At 48.9% G+C, this 18827-nt stretch carries 18 protein-coding genes; 16 read left to right on the forward strand and 2 right to left on the reverse strand.

From position 1 onward, the window contains the following. Positions 1 to 216 precede the first annotated feature (216 nt). The 9 genes from rfaE2 (at position 217) to corA (ending at position 8899) form a co-directional block, all read left to right on the forward strand. The gene (gene rfaE2 / locus ACUHMQ_RS15840; protein ID WP_445296460.1) at positions 217 to 711 is read left to right on the forward strand and encodes a D-glycero-beta-D-manno-heptose 1-phosphate adenylyltransferase; all 495 of its coding nucleotides are present in this window, start codon (positions 217 to 219) and stop codon (positions 709 to 711) included. Between the two features lie 5 nt (positions 712 to 716). Then, entirely contained in the window at positions 717 to 2045 is a 1329-nt protein-coding gene (locus tag ACUHMQ_RS15845; RefSeq protein ID WP_445296434.1) for a mechanosensitive ion channel family protein, read from the forward strand. A gap of 56 nt (positions 2046 to 2101) precedes the next feature. After that, the gene (locus ACUHMQ_RS15850) at positions 2102 to 3298 is read left to right on the forward strand and encodes a DesA family fatty acid desaturase (RefSeq protein WP_445296435.1); all 1197 of its coding nucleotides are present in this window, start codon (positions 2102 to 2104) and stop codon (positions 3296 to 3298) included. 64 nt (positions 3299 to 3362) lie between these two features. After that, the gene (locus ACUHMQ_RS15855) at positions 3363 to 3713 is read left to right on the forward strand and encodes a RidA family protein (RefSeq protein ID WP_445296436.1); all 351 of its coding nucleotides are present in this window, start codon (positions 3363 to 3365) and stop codon (positions 3711 to 3713) included. A 338-nt stretch (positions 3714 to 4051) separates the two neighbouring features. After that, a complete protein-coding gene (locus tag ACUHMQ_RS15860) occupies positions 4052 to 4669 on the forward strand; it encodes a MarC family protein (protein ID WP_445296437.1) in 618 nt (205 codons plus the stop codon). Between the two features lie 37 nt (positions 4670 to 4706). Beyond that, a complete protein-coding gene (gene rpiA, locus ACUHMQ_RS15865) occupies positions 4707 to 5363 on the forward strand; it encodes a ribose-5-phosphate isomerase RpiA (RefSeq protein ID WP_445296438.1) in 657 nt (218 codons plus the stop codon). Between the two features lie 160 nt (positions 5364 to 5523). Next, positions 5524 to 6222, forward strand: a complete 699-nt coding sequence (gene phoU / locus ACUHMQ_RS15870; protein WP_445296439.1) for a phosphate signaling complex protein PhoU — start codon at positions 5524 to 5526, stop codon at positions 6220 to 6222. Positions 6223 to 6324: 102 nt separating this feature from the next. Continuing rightward, positions 6325 to 7821, forward strand: coding sequence for an exopolyphosphatase (gene ppx, locus ACUHMQ_RS15875; protein WP_445296440.1), 1497 nt, complete (start codon positions 6325 to 6327; stop codon positions 7819 to 7821). Then, positions 7766 to 8899 (forward strand): magnesium/cobalt transporter CorA, encoded by a 1134-nt coding sequence (corA, locus tag ACUHMQ_RS15880; RefSeq protein WP_445296441.1) that lies wholly within the window; start codon positions 7766 to 7768, stop codon positions 8897 to 8899. The genes ppx and corA overlap by 56 nt, the downstream gene beginning before the upstream one ends. Positions 8900 to 9183: 284 nt before the next feature. On the opposite strand, the gene ACUHMQ_RS15885 is transcribed toward corA, so the two are convergent. Further along, a complete protein-coding gene (locus tag ACUHMQ_RS15885; RefSeq protein WP_445296442.1) occupies positions 9184 to 11493 on the reverse strand; it encodes a penicillin-binding protein 1A in 2310 nt (769 codons plus the stop codon). A gap of 209 nt (positions 11494 to 11702) precedes the next feature. Between ACUHMQ_RS15885 and ACUHMQ_RS15890 the strand changes: the two genes are divergently transcribed. From ACUHMQ_RS15890 to aroB, 7 genes are read left to right on the forward strand one after another with little or no spacing between them, the layout of a single operon-like run. Continuing rightward, positions 11703 to 12737, forward strand: a complete 1035-nt coding sequence (locus ACUHMQ_RS15890; protein ID WP_445296443.1) for a pilus assembly protein PilM — start codon at positions 11703 to 11705, stop codon at positions 12735 to 12737. Then, a complete protein-coding gene (locus tag ACUHMQ_RS15895; RefSeq protein ID WP_445296444.1) occupies positions 12734 to 13321 on the forward strand; it encodes a PilN domain-containing protein in 588 nt (195 codons plus the stop codon). Before ACUHMQ_RS15890 ends, ACUHMQ_RS15895 begins: the two co-directional genes overlap by 4 nt. Then, the gene (locus ACUHMQ_RS15900; protein WP_445296445.1) at positions 13318 to 13959 is read left to right on the forward strand and encodes a type IV pilus inner membrane component PilO; all 642 of its coding nucleotides are present in this window, start codon (positions 13318 to 13320) and stop codon (positions 13957 to 13959) included. Before ACUHMQ_RS15895 ends, ACUHMQ_RS15900 begins: the two co-directional genes overlap by 4 nt. Positions 13960 to 13971: 12 nt before the next feature. Then, positions 13972 to 14493: a pilus assembly protein PilP gene (locus ACUHMQ_RS15905; protein WP_445296446.1), complete on the forward strand. Its 522-nt coding sequence runs from the start codon at positions 13972 to 13974 to the stop codon at positions 14491 to 14493. After that, positions 14490 to 16568: a type IV pilus secretin PilQ gene (locus ACUHMQ_RS15910; protein WP_445296447.1), complete on the forward strand. Its 2079-nt coding sequence runs from the start codon at positions 14490 to 14492 to the stop codon at positions 16566 to 16568. The genes ACUHMQ_RS15905 and ACUHMQ_RS15910 overlap by 4 nt, the downstream gene beginning before the upstream one ends. A gap of 20 nt (positions 16569 to 16588) precedes the next feature. After that, entirely contained in the window at positions 16589 to 17134 is a 546-nt protein-coding gene (locus ACUHMQ_RS15915; protein ID WP_445296448.1) for a shikimate kinase, read from the forward strand. Next, on the forward strand, positions 17115 to 18182 hold the full coding sequence (gene aroB, locus ACUHMQ_RS15920; protein WP_445296449.1) for a 3-dehydroquinate synthase: 1068 nt from the start codon (positions 17115 to 17117) through the stop codon (positions 18180 to 18182). The genes ACUHMQ_RS15915 and aroB overlap by 20 nt, the downstream gene beginning before the upstream one ends. A 54-nt stretch (positions 18183 to 18236) precedes the next feature. Here the strand turns inward: aroB and ACUHMQ_RS15925 are convergent, their stop codons facing one another. Then, on the reverse strand, positions 18237 to 18755 hold the full coding sequence (locus ACUHMQ_RS15925) for an RNA pyrophosphohydrolase (protein WP_445296450.1): 519 nt from the start codon (positions 18753 to 18755) through the stop codon (positions 18237 to 18239). Positions 18756 to 18827: the final 72 nt, after the last annotated feature.

Below are 18827 nucleotides of genomic sequence, written 5' to 3' on the forward strand. Positions count from 1 at the left end.
TCTCGAACAGGACAGTGAAACGACACCGCGCCGATGATAGTGCGGATCTCCCGTGTGAAAGTAGGTCACTGCCAGGCGCCTTATAGTGAAGCCCCGGTCTCAACAGAGATCGGGGCTTTTGCTTTGCGGGTTTTAGAGATAGAAGAGGCTTTGGGTAAAGCTGAAGAAGCGTGGTTTAATTCCCGAGTTGGAATTTGTTCTGAGAGAGACTACCTGATGGCCTTGTATGAATTGCCTTTGTTTGAAAGCAAGCTATGTTCACCGGAACTACTGGCTGAGCGAATTGCTTCTATGAAACACCCATTGGTATTTACCAATGGGTGTTTTGACATTCTGCACCGTGGTCATGTGACTTATTTGGCGCAAGCCAGAGCGCTCGGTGCTGCCATGGTGGTTGCCATAAATACAGATGCATCTGTAAAGCGCTTAGGCAAAGGTGATGATCGCCCGATTAACTCGACAGAGAATCGAGCTGCCGTATTGGCCTCGTTGGAGTCAGTTGATTTTGTTACCTGGTTTGATGCAGATACACCGCATGAACTGATCATGACCATACGGCCTGAGATCTTGGTTAAGGGTGGTGATTGGTCACCAGAGAACATTGTAGGAAGTAAGGAAGTCTTGAGTTGGGGAGGGCAGGTTCACTCAATCCCATTTCGGTTTAATACTTCGACAACTGCAACGTTGCACAAGATTCGTTCAGCAGGTTGAGAACTATGCCAACGAATCCACGTACTACGCCGCTTTATGACTTTCTGGAAGAATTCCAGCGGGCAGGGTTGATTGAACCACATCTGGGAAAGCAGCTACTGATTCTGCTAGGTAGTGCCGTATTGGCCTGGGTGCTAAGTCGGTTTTTCCGACCGAAGTTACGTAAGGCCGGTGAGGCGAGCTGGCGTTTTGGTTCAGAAGGCGTTTCGCGTTTACTCTTTCCGCTTCTGTTTTGGCTCAGTGTCGAGTTAGCAGCATTAATTTGGCGCGAGGGGCATAGTGTCACGCTGTTGCGTTTGGCGACCAGCCTGCTGTCGACATTGGTACTTGTCCGTGCCGCGGTCTATTTGCTACGGGAAGTTTTTGCGCAGGTAGTATGGGTACGCCGTGCTATTCCCTGGGTAGCAGGAATATTATGGATTGGCTTTGCCTTGCATATTACTGGACTGCTCCCAGAAATTCAGGCAGGGCTGGATGAAGTCAGTTTTGCGATAGGTAAGCAACGTATTTCTGTGTTGATGATCTTGCGCGGACTGTTGTCCGTAATTATCACGATGCTATTTGCGTTGTGGCTTGGGCGTCTATTTGAACAACGGATGATGGGTGCGCAGTCGATTAACCTCAGTCTGCGCGTGGTGATTACGAAAGTCATTCGCACCCTATTGGTCATTGTTGGTGTGATGATTGCTTTGTCCTTGGTGGGCATTGATCTGACGGTACTGTCTGTATTTGGTGGCGCACTTGGGGTTGGGTTGGGTTTTGGTTTGCAAAAGATCGCCAGCAACTATGTTTCTGGCTTCATTATTTTGCTTGATGGCTCTATCCGGATTGGTGACTTGGTGAATATCGATAATCGTCAGGGAACGATTACTGCCATTACTTCGCGGTATGTATTGTTGAAGTTGGGCGATGGTACTGAGGCGATTATTCCTAATGAGACGTTGATCACCAATACAGTCTTGAATTTATCCCATTCAGATCAATTATTAAGAGTAGTACTGCCAGTACAGGTGGCCTATGACACTGACCTGGACCAAGCTATTGCTTTATTAACTGATACAACGCATGACGAGACCCGTATCCTTACAGAGCCTAGTCCTCAGGTATTTGTAAAAGGTTTTGGTGAAAGCGGTATCGATTTGGAACTTGCTTTTTGGATTGTGGATCCGGGACTAGGTACTGCTGCCTTACGCTCGCAGCTCAATATCAAGATCTGGAAATCCTTTGCGCAGCACGGCATAGAAATCCCGTACCCTCGTCGTGATCTTCATTTAATTACTCCTGCGGGAATGTCGATGAGTCTTGATGCCGATCAGAGTTCGAGCGCGCGCTAGGTGATTGTTCCAGCGTAGAATTCGCGGCACTACCTTTCTGCACACAAGGAATTTCTATGCTTTCGTGGCTAAATGGTCTGATTGATTTGCCTTGGTGGGGTTATATCGTTGTGGCGTTGGGTTTGACGCACATTACCATCGCTTCCGTAACCATCTTCTTACACCGTCATCAGGCACATCGGGCACTTGATCTACACCCGATTCCCAGCCACTTTTTTCGATTCTGGCTTTGGTTGACCACAGGCATGGTCACTAAAGAATGGGCATCGATCCACCGTAAGCATCATGCCAAGTGTGAAACGCCGGAAGATCCGCATAGCCCTCAGATATTTGGTATCAAGAAAGTATTCTTTGAGGGGGCGGAGCTTTATCGGACCGAGTCGAAGAATAAAGAAACCATGGAGAAATATGGTCACGGCACACCTGATGATTGGCTTGAACGTCATATCTATACCAAGCGCAGTGTATGGGGTGTGACGCTTATGGCTGTGTTGAATCTGCTCTTGTTTGGTGTGAATGGTATCTGGATATGGGCTGTGCAGATGGTTTGGATTCCGTTGACTGCTGCGGGCATTATCAATGGAATTGGTCATTATTGGGGTTATCGTAATTTCGAGAATGAAGATGCTTCAACCAATATTGTGCCTTGGGGTATTTTGATTGGTGGCGAGGAGTTGCATAACAATCACCATACATTTGGTACGTCCGCCAAGTTGTCGAATAAATGGTTCGAATTTGATATCGGCTGGATGTATATCCGGATATTGGAAATAATGGGCTTGGCCAAGGTGCGTCGCGTAGCGCCGTCTGTACGAGTGGTAGCGCCCAAACCTTTGGCAGATCTTGATACCCTACAAGCAATCATTGCCAATCGTTATGAGATTGCGGCGGCGTATGCCCGCCAGTTCAAAGAGACGGTATCTGCAGAGGTGGAAGTATTGCGTGAGCGCATGCCTAATCTGTCCAGTACAGGGATGAACCCGCATAGTGCCATGAAGCGCTGGTTGAAACAGGACCGTAAAGATACGCCGCAACATGAGCAGGCCAGTTTGGATGCATTGTTGGCAGAGTCCAAGACCTTGGACACAATTTATCGTATGCGCCAGGAACTGACTGTGTTGTGGGAACGCTCTTCTTACTCCAAGGAGCAGTTACTTAAGCAACTGCAGGATTGGTGTATACGGGCAGAGGCGAGTGGCATAGAAGCGCTACGTGATTTCTCCTTGCGTCTACGTGGCATAGCACTGGCATAATTGCTGTTAAGTCAGCCGGGGCGGCCTTGAGCCGCCCTTTGTTTTTGTTTTTTTAGGAAATGTCATGTCTATTCAGCGCTATCACGTCGGCCCGCGCCTGTCCGAGATCGTCGTCCACAACAACACGGTCTATCTTGCAGGCCAAGTGGCGGATGTCACGTTGAATGCAGATGCTCAGGCACAAACTGAAGAAATACTGGCGATGATCGACCGTCTGCTTGGCGAAGTAGGCAGTGATAAAGCGAAGATACTAACTGCGCAAATCTGGCTGGCAGATATGGCGGATTACGACGCCATGAACAGGGCTTGGACAGCCTGGGTACCGCAAGGCCATACTCCGGCACGAGCCACTGTGGAGTCCCGTTTGGCAGCGCCGGAATATAAGGTTGAGATCAAGGTTATCGCTGCACTGTAAGAGTCTACTCAAAATTTACTGTGAGTCGGCAATACTGCGTTACAAGTCCCCGGAATACTCGCTTACTCCTTACGAACTCCGGTGCATAGTAACACCAACCCGCCTGAAGAGTCGCTAACAAAACCCAACGAAGCGATTCTGGCTAGGCGCGCAAGCGTAGACAATACCGTAGGTACGGCAAGCTTGCGCAACAACGCCAGAAGGGTTTTGTTAGCGGATCTAAGTACCAATTAAGATAGCGATGAGACCCCTATTGCCATCAAGCAGTAGGAGTTTGGTTTTTGGCCGCAACTATGGTCGCCAACTACTATGTAATGTCTTCCCGTCGAACTCTGCCTATGGAAACTTCATCTTTTATTTCAGCCACGGTCTTATTGATTCTGGTGACCGATCCGTTAGGAAATATTCCTTTATTTGTTGGTCTCTTAAAGCAGGTTGATGCAGCTAAACGCCGGCGCATCATTATTCGAGAGGTCTTCCTTGCCTTTCTGATCCTGTTGTTCTTCCTGTTGTTTGGGAGTCGGGTATTGGAAGTGATGCACCTTACTGAAACATCGCTGGGTATTGCTGGTGGGGTGATTCTTTTTCTGATTGCATTGAAGATGATCTTTCCTCATCCAGAAGGTGCATTTGCCCATCAAGTCAAAGGTGAGCCCTTTCTTGTGCCTTTGGCAATTCCATTTATTGCTGGTCCATCAGCGATTGCCACTGTACTGCTGTTGGTATCGCGTGAGCCGGACAGAATGTGGGAGTGGATTGGCGCCCTGACTGTGGCCATGTTGGTGTCTGCGGTTGTGCTGGGTTTTGCGGAACGGATCGCAGCGTTTCTTGGCGAACAGGTCACGATGGCATTTGAGCGGTTGATGGGATTGATACTGACGGCGATTTCCATCGAAATGCTGCTGGCTGGGATTGAAAAGTTTCTTCGCAAGCTCAACGCCGGCGCATCGGTATAATTCTGGCTTTGTTTTCCCTTTGCAGGAGTCAGAAGCGATGAGTCTCGATGAAATGAAGCGTGCTGCGGCACGTGCTGCGATTGCTTTTATTCCCGACAATTCGGTAGTCGGGGTGGGGACTGGCTCTACTGCCAATCATTTCATTGATGCGTTGGCTGAGATCAAAGGTCGGATTGATGGCGCAGTGGCCAGTTCAGAAGCTTCTGCCGCCCGCTTGAAAGCAAATGGTATTACGGTCTATGACATGAACGCAGTGGATCGTATCCCTGTCTACGTCGATGGTGCGGATGAGATCAATCGCCATTTGCAAGCGATCAAAGGTGGTGGCGCTGCGCTAACTCGCGAAAAAATTGTCGCTGCAGTTGCTGAACAATTTATCTGTATCGCCGATGAGACCAAGCTGGTTGATGTACTCGGGACATTTCCCCTGCCTGTTGAGGTGATCCCAATGGCGCGGAGCCATGTAGCCCGGGAATTGGTACTGTTGGGCGGTCGGCCCGTCTACCGCGAGGGTGTGCTTACTGATAATGGGAACGTGATTATCGATGTACACGGACTGCAGATTGCTGAACCGGGCAAATTGGAAGGCGAGATCAACCAGATTGTTGGTGTAGTCACGAATGGCTTGTTTGCACGCCGCCGGGCAGACGTGCTGCTGTTGGGTACAGCCACTGGCGTGCAGACCTATCGCTGATACGTTGTCACGGAAATTTCTTTTGGCTGGCGGTGCTCGGCATGTCAGAGTGTGCCTCGGTGTCATTCTGATGACCTCTGAACCTGTTTACAATCTTGTCCCCACTGCTGCCTATGACAGATCGTGAACAGGTAACCAGCTCAAATTTAGGGATCAAGCCATGTCGGAACATATTTCCAAACAATTCGATGCAGAACTCGAAATGGCCCGTGCCAAGATACTGGCGATGGCCGGCTTGGTAGAAGAGCAGTTCGGTGATGCGATGGCAGCGCTGGAAGGTGGCGATCTTGCGTTGATCGACAAGGTGATTGAAACCGAGAACCGCGTAAATGCCATGCATGTCGAAATAGACGACGATGTCATGCATATCATCGCCCGCCGTCAGCCTGCAGCCAGTGATCTGCGCATGGTGTTGACTGTGAACAAGGTTGTGAATGATCTGGAGCGTATTGGCGACAAAGCATGCAAGATTGCTCGCCGTACCAAGCAGATTTATGGCGAAGGCCGGGTAAGCGTGCCGCGTATGTCTGACCTGACCTATCAGTCAAACATTGCTTTAAGTATGTTGCGCACTGCCTTGGATGGATTTGCCAGGTTGGACCCGAGCGTAGCGGGAACTGTCGCGCGTGAAGACATCAAGCTCGATGAAGAATTCAAGGCGATTCAGCGTCAACTGATCACTTACATGATGGAAGACCCGCGCACTATCAGCCTGGCGCTGGAGATTATCGAAATCGCAAAAGCCATAGAACGGGTTGGGGACCACGCCAAGAATATTGCCGAGTACGTAGTCTATCTGGTCAAAGGTATTGATGTTAGACATAGCCCGGTTGAAGAGATTGAAAAGCAAGCCCGCTGAATTGATTTTGTGTCGTAAACAGGCCCCTTGTCGGATGGGGGGCTTGTATTTTCCTCCCCTGCTTCAGACAATCCGGCCATCGTTCCTGCCGGTTTCGTAGAAATGACCCCTCCCCATACCATCGCTGCTGTTGACCTTGGGTCCAATAGCTTTCGTTTGCAGGTTGCCCGGGTGGTGGATGACCAGGTGTACCCGCTTGATGCGCTGAAGGATACCGTCCGTTTTGCCGCAGCGCTGGATACACGTGGCAATCTGGATAATAAGGGGCAGGCTCGTGCCTTGGCAGCCTTGGCGCGTTTTGGTGAACGATTGAGAGGGATGCCCCCAGAACATGTCCGGGTTGTGGCGACAAGTACGCTTCGGGTGGCAAAGAATTCAGCGGACTTCCTGCCCCGTGCCGAAGCGGCGCTTGGATTTCCTATTGAAGTGATTGCAGGTCGGGAAGAGGCGCGGCTGATTTATATCGGTGCTGCCCATTCGTTACCGGCAGGGCGTGAGAAGCGGCTGGTTGTCGATATTGGTGGCGGCAGTACGGAGTTTATTGTTGGCCAGCAGTTCAAGCCGATGAAGACGGAAAGCCTGCTGATGGGGTGTGTCAGCTACAGCCTGAAATTCTTCCCCGCCGGCAAGATAACCAAACAAGCTCTGCGAGATGCAGAGCTCGCAGCCCGCAGTGAGCTGCAGGCGATTGTTCACGAGTTCAACCACAAACATTGGCAACAGGCTATCGGTACATCGGGTACGGCGCGTTCCCTAGGTGACATCTTGGAATTAAATGGCTTAAGTAGTGGCGGGCTCACTGTAGCAGGCATGGAGAAGCTACGTGAACTCATGCTTAAGGCAGGGCATATCGATGCGGTACAACTCAATGGGTTGCGGGCTGACCGCCGCCCTGTGTTGCCTGGTGGTTTTGCGATTATGTCCGCAGTTTTTGCAGAACTTGGTGTCGAGAAAATGTCTATCACCTTAGGCGCATTAAGAGACGGTGTGCTCTATGACTTAGTTGGCCGGCAACATCAGCGCGATTTGCGTGAGGTAACGGTTACACAGTTCAAGCGTCGGTACCATGTGGATTTAGCGCAGCAGGAACGGGTAGCCAAACTGGCGGAAGCTTTTTACCAGAAGCTCGCAGCCAGTATGGAGATCGACCCTGATGCGGACTTGAATATCCTGCTTTGGGCTGCGCGGTTACATGAGATAGGTCTGTCGATATCCCATTCCAGTTATCACAAGCATTCTGCATATATCCTCCAGCATGCTGATATGCCGGGCTTTTCGAGTCAGGAACAAGCCCGGGTTGCCTTATTGGTGCTAGGCCATAAGGGGGGGCTGAAGAAATTGGGCGCCTTGACCAAGGACCGTTGGGCACGGGTGTTGGCTCTGCGGCTGGCAGTATTGTGTAGCCGTAGCCGTACTGATCGCGAAACACCGCCTATTAGTCTGACGGTCAATCGGAATGGCTTTGGTTTGGATGCGCCCAGTGAATGGCTGCAGGCGAACCCATTGACCCATACTGCGCTGTTGCAGGAAGCCGAAGAGTGGCGTGAGGCCGGTCATTTGTTGGCACTATCAGCAAATTTCCAGCATTGGGGCGCGTGAAGTGGGCAAAAAGCGGCGCTTGCTGTCGAAGTTGGCAGCTCAAGCGAATATGGCATCTGGTTCATTGGGCGATACAGGTAACCCAGCTGGAGAAACTCTTGCAACGTTGATGGAATACGGACCTGGCGAGCAAGACCTGCGCGAGACCGTATTTACATCGTTGGAGCACGGTCGGAACTTCACGCCGACGTTTCCCGCCCTATGGTTGAATGTCCACGGCCTAAGCAACGTGGAACTTCTGCTGGAGGTAGGGCGCCGTTTTGGGCTGCACCCGTTGACGTTGGAAGATATTCTCAATACCAATCAGCGGACCAAAGTCGAAGCTTACGAAAACTATCTATATATCGTTGCCAAGCTCGGTCGTTTCGATACGGAAAACAGTTGCGTTGTTGGTGAGCAGATATCCATCATATTGGGCCGAGGGTGGGTGCTGACCTTTCAAGAACACCCTAGCGGCACTTTCAATCAGATTCGTGAGCAGCTGCGCAAGGGGGCTGGCCAAGTACGTAAGCTGGGTGCGGACTATCTGGTGTACGCCCTGCTAGACAAGATAGTTGATCGCTACTTTGGTGTGCTAGAGGCTTTGGGCGAGCAGGTTGAAAGCTTGGAGGATGAGGTAGGGGAGGGTGCGCATGTCGGGGTTTTGCAGCGGATTCATGCATTGCGGCGCGAAATGCTTTATCTACGTCGGGCGCTGTGGCCTATGCGGGAAGTGCTGAATTCACTGCAGCGAGATGACAGTGATTACTTCTGCTCTGAAACCCAGATCTACTTACGTGATGTGTACGATCACGCTGTTCATTTGATCGAAGCGCAGGAAATGCTGCGTGACCTGGTGGGTGGTTTAACGGACTTTTATATGTCCAACCAGGGTAATCGGTTAAATCGAGAGATGAGGATGTTGACGGTCATTGCCACCATCTTCATGCCGTTGACCTTTATTGTGGGGGTGTATGGCATGAACTTCGATTTCATGCCTGAACTGCATTGGCAGTACGGTTACTTCCTGGTTTGGGGGATTATGGGGCTCATTGCTGGTGGGATGGGCTTCGTATTTTGGCGGCGTCGTTGGTTGTAAGAACCCGTTTACGGTCTTGCTGTACGGCTGTGATCTGGGTATGGGCTGCTTGAAAGTCCCCGCAAGGGGGGGCGTCGAACTGCTACGGTGCTCCGAACCAAGAAGTTCGCAGTCTCATGTACTCAAATACATTCCGGTTTCTGCGCTTCATCCTGCTGACAGCTGCTCGTGACAGATCACAAACAAGTTTTAAAACATCTTTTAGATGGCGCTACGTAGCCGTAGTGGGGGCCTGAGCTGTATTTCATCCCCACTAACGGCTGCTTTGAGCTACCCGTAAAACTCTAGAAAAGCATATCTTTTACTTCATCTTCAATCGGGTCTGTATTGCCGGTACTTGCATTATCCAGACCCAATTCAGGATTGGTCTGTGGGAACTCGGCATAGAAGTATTCATCGCGTAGACCACGAGATGTTTCTGTAGGCACCACAATTACGCCATCCGGCATAGATTTGGTCCGTTCTGGAACATCCTTAAGCACTTGGCCGATGTACTCGATCCAGATAGGCAATGCTGCTGCCCCACCAGTTTCTGAGCCGCCTAGAGACTTGGGTTGGTCGAATCCCACCCAGCTTACAGCGACCAGATCGGGGGTATAACCAGCAAACCAAGCATCATGGGTATCATTGGTCGTACCGGTTTTTCCTGCCAGGTCGTTACGGTTCAATACGGAAGCCTTGGCGGCAGTACCAAAGCGAGTTACATCACGCATGATGCTGGTCATGATGAAGGCATTTCTCGCATCCAATGTACGTTCGGCATTTTCACCTGCGTGAACAGGTTGTGTACGTGCAATGACCTGACCTTTGGCATCTGTTACGTGATCGATGAAGTAAGAAGGTACACGGTAGCCGGAATTGGCAAAGACGCTATACCCTTCAGCCATTTGCAACGGAGTGACCATACCCGCTCCCAGCGCCATTGTCAGATAAGCGGGGTGGTTTTTAGCCTCAAAGCCAAACTTGCTGATATATGCTTGTGCATAGTTGGGTGTGATGGACTGGAGAATACGAATCGAAACGAGATTTTTTGATTTAGTCAGGGCATCCCGTAACGTCATCATACCCATGAACTTGCCATCGAAATTCTTAGGCTCCCAGCGCTGTCCACCTATCGAAGCGGGATCAATAATCAATGGGGCATCGTTGATTTGAGTGGCTGGCGTAAATCCACGTTCTATTCCAGCAGAATAGATGAACGGCTTGAATGTGGAGCCGGGTTGACGCCAGGCCTGAGTGACGTGATTAAATTTGTTTCTATTGAAATCAAATCCACCCACTAAAGCTTTGATAGCGCCATCGTTGGGATCCATAGCCACCATGGCTACTTCTACATCTGGAAGCTGCACGACCTGCCATTCTTCTTTTACTTGTTGCAGACGAATGATCGCGCCTACTCTAATTCTTTGTGTAGGCGCTAACTTATTATTAAGTGCTCGGCTGGCAAATTGCAGTCCTTTGGCGGTAACCGTTACAGTTCCTTGCGAAGGTAAATATGCATCGATTGTATTATTTGAAACACGGGTTACTATTGCGGGAAATAGGCTAGGAATAGGAGGAAGTTCAGAAAGTTTTTCATCCAACCTTTCGCGCTGCATGCTATCCGAGTTGTTTAATTCAATAAAACCTTCCGGGCCTCTATACCCATGGCGCCGGTCATAAGCCAATATGCCATTGCGTGCTGACTGATAGGCAGCTGTTTGATGATTTGCTAACAGTGTGGTGTAGATTTGAAAGCCTTGCGTATACGCAGCATCTTTATATTTGTCGACAGCAAATTGTCTAGCCATCTCTGCAACATATTCAGCCGGAACACTAAAACTTTCACTCTTTCTAACTACAGTTAAAGGCTCAGTCTTTGCACTATCAAATTGAGCTTCATCAATCATCTGCAATTCGCGCATTCTGCGCAAAACATATTGCTGACGTAACTTAGCTCGTTTGGGATTGACTATAGGATTGTAGCTGGATGGCGCTTTCGGCAATCCTGCTAGCATTGCCATTTCTGCAATGCTCAGACTTGGCAGTGATTTTCCATAATATGCTTGTGCAGCTGCAGAGAACCCATAGGCCCTTTGCCCAAGATAGATCTGGTTTATATAAATTTCCAGAATTTTGTCTTTCGACAAACTATGCTCTATCTTGAACGACAAGAGCGCTTCGTTAAACTTGCGAGAAAAAGTTTTCTCACTAGAAAGAAAGAAGTTTCGCGCGACTTGCATTGTGATCGTACTTGCTCCAGATTGAGCATGACCTGAAGCAAGATTTGATAAAGCCGCACGGGCTACACCAATGTAATCAACGCCACCATGACTGTAAAAGCGCTCATCTTCTGCTGCAAGAATCGCCTGTTTCATCAGGAGAGGCACTTTTTCGATTGGTACGAAATCTCGTCGTTCTTCACCAAATTCGCCGATTTGTACACCATCGGCAGTAAAGATACGCAAGGGTATTTTTGGTTTGTAGTCAGTGAGTGTCTCGAGTGATGGCAAGCGTGGGTAGGTAAAAACTAATGTGAGGGTAATCGCACCAACAAGGGCGACGATCAGAGCACAAACCAAGCAGGCTATGAGCACTAGCCAACGTTGCATCATGATAAATAAGTCTTTCTAAGTTTGACGTTTGCATTCTAACGCGTTGTTAGGTAAACAAGGGTTTAGAATAAATGCATAAATCGGCTTTACACTGTAAAGGTGGGCTGCTAGGATTTAACGTGAAATTTTTGAAACAACCCCTGCTAACCTAAATTTTAAAAGGGAAATTCAAGTTGAATCTCGATTTCCTAAAGCCAAAGGCGCCACCCATGATCGGGGTGGACATTAGTACCTCGGCTGTTAAGCTAGTTGAGCTTTCAGAGGCCGGGAAACATCTCACGGTTGAGCGTTATGTCATTGAGCCTTTACCAAAAGATGCTGTCAGCGATGGAAACATCGCGAATCTAGATGCCGTGTCTGAAGCGGTCAAGCGAGCTTGGCGTGTCATGGGTACCCGGGTTAAAGGTGTCGCATTGGCATTGCCTGCAGCTGCAGTAATTACAAAGAAGATTACTGTTCCCGCTGGACAGACTGAGAATGAATTGGAACAGCAAGTAGAGACTGAAGCTAACCAATACATTCCTTTTGCCTTAGATGAAGTTAATTTAGATTTTCAAGTTCTTGGCCCTTCTGCGGCAACACCGGACGAAGTTGAGATTCTGATCGCCGCATCGCGAAAAGAGAAAGTTGAAGATCGAGTGGCTGCTGTAGAAGCTGCTGGATTAAAAGCGATGGTCATGGATGTTGAGTCCTTTGCGACCCAGGCTGCCTATGAGTTGATTGAGCGACAACTTCCTAGCAATGGCAGGGGACAGACGGTTGTTATCGCAGATATTGGTGCTGCAATGATGCATATCAATGTACTGCGAGACGGTCAACAGGTTTATTCCCGTGAGCAGGCATTTGGTGGGAATCAATTGACCCACGATATACAGCGAAAGTTCAGCCTTTCGCCAGAAGAAGCGGAAGCGGCTAAGCGTAATGGAGGGCTGCCGGACAATTATGAACCGGAGGTATTGCAACCCTTCATGGATTCGTTGGCAACAGAAATTTCCCGTGCCTTGCAATTCTTTTTTACATCGACACAATATAACAGTGTTGACCATATCTTGCTTGCTGGTGGATGTAGTGTGATACCAGGGTTGGATGAGGTGGTGGCGAGCAGGACTCAGGTTAGTACGATGATTGCTAACCCCTTCCTTAATATGAGTCAGTCCTCGCGCATAAAAACGCGTCAATTGCTATTAGATGCGCCTTCGCTTTTAATAGCTTGTGGTTTGGCAATGCGGAGGTTTGATTCATGATAAGAATAAATCTGTTGCCTCACCGTGAGCAAAAACGGAAGGCTCGTTTAGCTCGGTTTGCGGTGCTGGCAGGTATCTCTGCGGGTATAGGTATAGCGATTGTTGCCTTTGGGTATATAGCGTTAGCTGCACAAATTGCCCAGCAGGGTGAGCGTAATGCCTTTCTTGAAGAAGAAAATGCAAAGCTCGACAAGCAAATAGCTGAAATTGAAACGCTCAAGAAAGAGCGTCAAATGTTGTTGGATCGGAAAAAGGTTGTTGAGCGCTTGCAGTCGAATCGTAGTGAGGCTGTTCAGATACTTGATCAATTAACGAGACAAACGCCAGAAGGCATATATTTATCCGAGATCAAGCAGGAAAACAATCTGATTACCCTGACTGGATATGCGCAATCTAGTGCGCGGGTATCGACGTTGATGCGTAGTTTGAATGATTCCCCAGTCTTTGAGCAGCCTAATTTGATTGATATCACAGCAGATGCTAAAACGGGACAGCGGCTTAATATGTTTAGGTTGACTGTGCTTGTTACCCGAGAGGCAGATGAGGATCCAGCTGCCAAGGCGAAAAAGGGAACGCAGCAATGAATATCGATGAATTACGAAGTCTCGATCCCAAGGATATTGCCAATTGGCCGGCTTCATTACAGGTGGGTGCTCTGGTAGCATTAATCGCTTTGATTGTGGCTGCAGGATATTTCCTGATTCTGGCTGATCAAAATACAGAATTAGAACAGGGGCGCGCTAAAGAAGAAGAGTTGAAGCAAGCTTATTTGGAAAGAAAAGCCAAAGCGATAAATCTGGATGCGTATAGGCAACAGTTGGCGGAGATCCAGGAGTCGTTTGGTGCATTGCTCAAGCAATTACCAAGTAAAGCAGAGATGGAAACGCTCATTACTGAGATCAATCAATCTGGTGTAGGTCGCGGCTTGCAATTTGAGCTTTTCAAACCAGCTGCGGCGGAGACTAAAACTGCTGAATTTGCCCAGCGGCCCATAGAAATAAAACTTAATGGCACCTATCACGACTTAGCGGCATTTGCCAGTGATGTTTCTCAGTTGTCCAGAATCGTCACCTTAGGAAATATGCAAATTGTACTTCCTGCCCAGGGCGGTGGGGGATCGTTGTCAATGCAAGCCGTCGCCAGTACTTATCGTGCTCTGGATGCGGAAGAAGCAATCGAAATTCGGAAGGCCGAAGCTGCGGCCAAGAAGAATAAGGGCTGACGAGTATCCATCATGTTCAAGAAAATCTTTATATTGATTCCAGTGCTCTTCCTTACGGCATGTATGGGGGAGGAGTTTGGTGATCTAAAGGCTTGGATGGATCAGAGTAGTGCAGGGTTAAAGGGACATATTGACCCTTTGCCAGAAGTTAAGCCTTATGAGCCATTTATTTACGCTGCTTTTGATCTTGTTGATCCGTTTAACAGGAGCAAGATGGAGGTCGCAAAGAAGTCGGGTGGTCTATTGGCACCCAATTTGAATCGACCGCGTGAGACTTTAGAAGCGTATGACCTGGAAAAGCTTCGGATGGTGGGAACTCTCCAGCGGGGTAAGGAAATTAATGCCTTGATTAAGGCACCAGATGGAAATCTTTACCGTATAAAGCTGGGCGGTTATATGGGGCAGAACTTTGGTATGGTGACTGCAATTTCTGAATCAGAGATTTCTCTGAAAGAGATTGTTGAAGATAGTGGTGGGGACTGGGTGGAACGCACTAGCGTGCTGAACCTGGAAGAAACGGAGCAGAAGAAATGAATAAGCGGTCTTGGTTTGGTTGGCTGAAAAATTCTGTATTTCTGCTACTTGCCGGTACTGTTCTTGCCGAGGAGCCGAACGCAATTAAATCGGTTGAGGTGCGCTCAGACTCTGTTGAGCGACAGGAAGTCATACTGATGATGCAACGGCCTGTTAAGGTGCCGGCAAGTTTTGTCGTTAATACGCCACCGCGATTGGCGTTTGATTTCGTCAATACGGTTAATGAAACAGGTAAATCCAGCTTTCCTGTGGCTGGTGCCAATCTCAAGGGTGTGAGTCTGGCGGAGTCCGGTGGCCGTACTCGTGTTGTGCTTGGTTTGGTAAGGCCTGCGGCTTATGAGACGCGTGTGGATGGGAACAGGATTGTTCTCAGCTTAAATGCTACCGATGCACAAGCAGCCGCTGCTTCTTCTACGCAATTCTCTTCTGCGCAGAATAAAGGCAGAGAGTCAATCCGCGATATGGATTTCAGGAGAGGCAAAGCAGGCGAGGGGAGAATCATTATCGATTTGTCCAGTCCAACAGTTGGTATCGACCTTCGGCAACAAGGCAAGACACTTGTGCTTGAATTTGCGAAAACGGCGCTGCCACGGCAATTTGAGCGCCGAATGGATGTGACAGATTTCGGAACGCCAGTCCAGACGATTGACAGCTATGCTCAAGGTGAGACTGTCAAAATGGTGGTAGAGCCAAAGGGTACTTGGGAGTATTCCGCTTATCAAACAGATACCCGTTTTGTGGTTGAAGTAAAGAATGTGGATGAGCAGGCAAAGAAATTAGCTCAGCTTGATAAGCCAGCGTACAAGGGCGAAAAGCTGTCACTTAACTTCCAGAATGTTGAGGTTCGTACGGTTTTGCAGGTAATTGCTGAATTTACGGGTAAGAACATTATTACTAGCGATACGGTGAACGGTAATCTGACCCTTCGGTTAAAAGATGTTCCCTGGGATCAGGCATTGGATTTGATTTTACAGAGTAAGGGCTTGGATAAACGTGACAATGGGAATGTCACGTGGGTAGCTCCTCGTGAAGAGATTGCTTCACGTGAAAAGCTTGCTCTGGAAGCTAAAGCCCAAATTGCGGATATAGAGCCATTACGAACTGAATCGTTTCAATTAAATTACCTGAAAGCAGAAGATATTCGGGCGATGCTCACATCCGATAAGCAATCATTCCTCAGTAAGCGAGGTAGCGCTATTGTTGAAGCGCGTAATAATGTACTGCTAGTGAGTGATATTCCGTCTAAGTTGGATGAAATTCGAGCATTGCTTATTCGTTCAGATGTAGCTGCGCGGCAGGTCATGATTGAAGCTAGGGTAGTTATTGCGAATGATAGCTTTAGCCGTGATCTTGGGGTTAAATTGAATATTCGCGGCGATAGAACGCTGGGTAGCAAAAACCGTGTAATGTTTGGCCATACCCTTGAAGATGGGATTTCTATGGCAAATTCAGGCGATATTACAGGCACGATAAATGGTAATGCTGTGTCTTTGCCTGCAACAAACGGTACTACTGGAGGTACACCAGGCAAGATCAGTATGACTTTGCTGAATCGCAGTGTTGGTGCATTGTTGGGCTTAGAGTTGCAGGCATTGGAAGCGAGTGGCAACGGACGGACAGTATCTAGCCCAAGAATAGTAACGGGTGATCAACAAAAAGCTACAATCAAGCAGGGTAATCGATTTTATGTGACCAAAGACTCAGGTAATAACGGGACCACGCTTGAAGAGAAAGAAGCAGTTCTGCAGCTGGATGTAACCCCGCGGATTACACCTGATGGTCGGGTATTTATGGAGTTGAAAATTATTAAGGATGCAATTAAAACGGCAGGTGCTTCGCCAGTAATCGATACAAGCAGTGTAGAGACCAAGGTATTGATTGGGAATGGAGATACTGCTGTTATTGGCGGCATTTATGAACTTGAAGATACTGATGGGCAATCGAAGGTACCTTTGCTAGGTGATATTCCCGTGCTTGGCCATTTATTTAAAAGTAATAACAAGCGAAACACGAAGAAAGAACTGCTGATTTTTATTACCCCGCGTATCTTGGATGATGCATTGACTCTGCGCTGAACAGGCTGTATTCCGCTACAATGCCCGGCATGAATTTGCCGGGCAATTTTTTTCTAGTTGGCTTGATGGGCGCAGGGAAGACGACAGTCGGGCGTGCGTTGGCGCGTTTGACGAACAAAGTCTTCTATGACAGTGACCATGAGATCGAGTCGCGAACAGGTGTTCGCATCCCACACATCTTCGAAGTCGAAGGTGAGGTTGGATTTCGCCAGCGTGAAGTGGAAGTCATCAGCGAGCTAACCGCTTTACATGAGGTGGTGTTGGCAACTGGTGGCGGTGCCATTTTGAACCCGGAAAACCGACGCTGTTTGGCTAATAGCGGGTTTGTAATTTATCTACGTGCGTCGCCGGATGAGTTGTACCAACGCACTCGTCTGGACAAGAACCGTCCTTTACTACAGACAGCAGACCCCAGGGCTCGGCTACATGCACTGTATGCCGAACGGGACCCCTTATATCGGGAGATCGCTGATCTGGTTGTCGATACCAGCCGGCAAAGTGTCAATCAGCTGGCCCTTCACATCTTGAATGATCTGCAAAGTAAATATGCTGACCGTACCCGTTGAGCTAGATCATGCTCCGTATCAGATTTTGATTGCCAGAGGCTTGCTGAAAGACATAACGCCGCTAATTAAGGTGCTGTCTCAACCCAGGGTTGCGATTGTTACTAATGTGACGGTTGCGGCACTATATCTTGATGAGTTTCGGCGTGTCTTGGAACAGGCAGGAGTAAATACCTTACCCATTGTGTTGCCTGACGGAGAGCAATACAAAAATTGGGAAACACTGAATCTGATTCTCGATGCATTGCTTGAACATCGTTGTGAGCGTAAGACTACGCTGATTGCGCTCGGTGGTGGTGTAGTTGGTGACATGACAGGGTTTGCCGCAGCTATCTACCAGCGTGGTATGCCGTTTATACAGGTGCCAACCACGCTGCTGGCGCAGGTGGATTCTTCTGTAGGTGGCAAGACGGCAATCAATCATCCGCTAGGTAAGAACATGATTGGCGCTTTCTACCAACCCCGATTGGTTCTTGCTGATCTTGATACCTTATTGACGTTACCTGAGCGTGAATACGCTGCGGGTTTGGCGGAAGTGATCAAGTACGGCTTGATTGATGACTTGCTATTTCTGCGATGGCTTGAAGCCAATATTGGGGCATTGATGCAGCGGGACCTTGATGTCGTTGCTTATGCGGTTAAAAGATCGTGCCGTAATAAAGCGAGGATTGTGGCTGCTGACGAACGGGAAGAAGGGGTACGTGCCTTACTCAATCTTGGTCATACCTTTGGCCACGCGATCGAGGCTGGTCTTGGCTATGGGAAGTGGCTTCATGGAGAGGCAATTGCTGCAGGCATGGTGTTAGCTGCAGAGGCTTCCCGTCATCTGGGTTGGCTTGATAGTGGAGATGTTGAAAGACTGAAAGCTCTGTTGGCCAACGCTCGTTTGCCTGTTGATGCACCCACCCTGGGCTATGAGCGTTGGATGGCGTTAATGGCGCAGGACAAAAAAGTGCTGGATGGAAAGATACGGTTTGTGTTGATGCGTAGTCTTGGCAAGGCCGAACTAGGTTATCTGGCTGAACCTCAGTTGCGGCCCATTTTGCCGTAGTAGTGTCATCGTTGCCTAAAATTAAAGAACCGGCGTGAAAATCACGCCGGTTCTTTAGTTTTGTACGTCTTGTGTTCGGTTCTGTGGGCGTTGCCGTGGAACAGGGTTCAGAAACCGTGCCAGCTCAGACAATGCGTGTTCATAAACACCACGCTTGAACTCGATGACGGCTTCCAATGGGGCCCAGTAATCATTCCAACGCCATGCATCGAATTCCGGATGATGTGAAGCACGTAGCGACACATCACATTCACGGCCTACCAAACGCAAAAGAAACCAGATTTGCTTTTGCCCTTTGTAGGTACCACGCCACTCCCGCCTAACCCAATGGGTGGGCACATCGTATCGTAACCAGTCACGTGTGCGCCCCAGGATGCGTACATGCTCGGGCTTTAATCCTGTTTCCTCCATCAGTTCCCGATACATCGCTTGTTCGGGGGTTTCACCTGATTTGATGCCTCCTTGCGGGAATTGCCAGGAGTGTTCGCGAACTCGCTTGCCCCAAAAAACCTGGTTTTTGTCGTTGCAGATAATGATGCCAACGTTGGGGCGATAACCGTCTCGATCGAGCATGGGTATCACCGTATAAATCGTTAAATTGCAGTGATTTTTTCACATTGGCCCGGTGATGGAAAGCGCGGCCGA

This window comes from Chitinimonas violaceus (assembly GCF_052601015.1).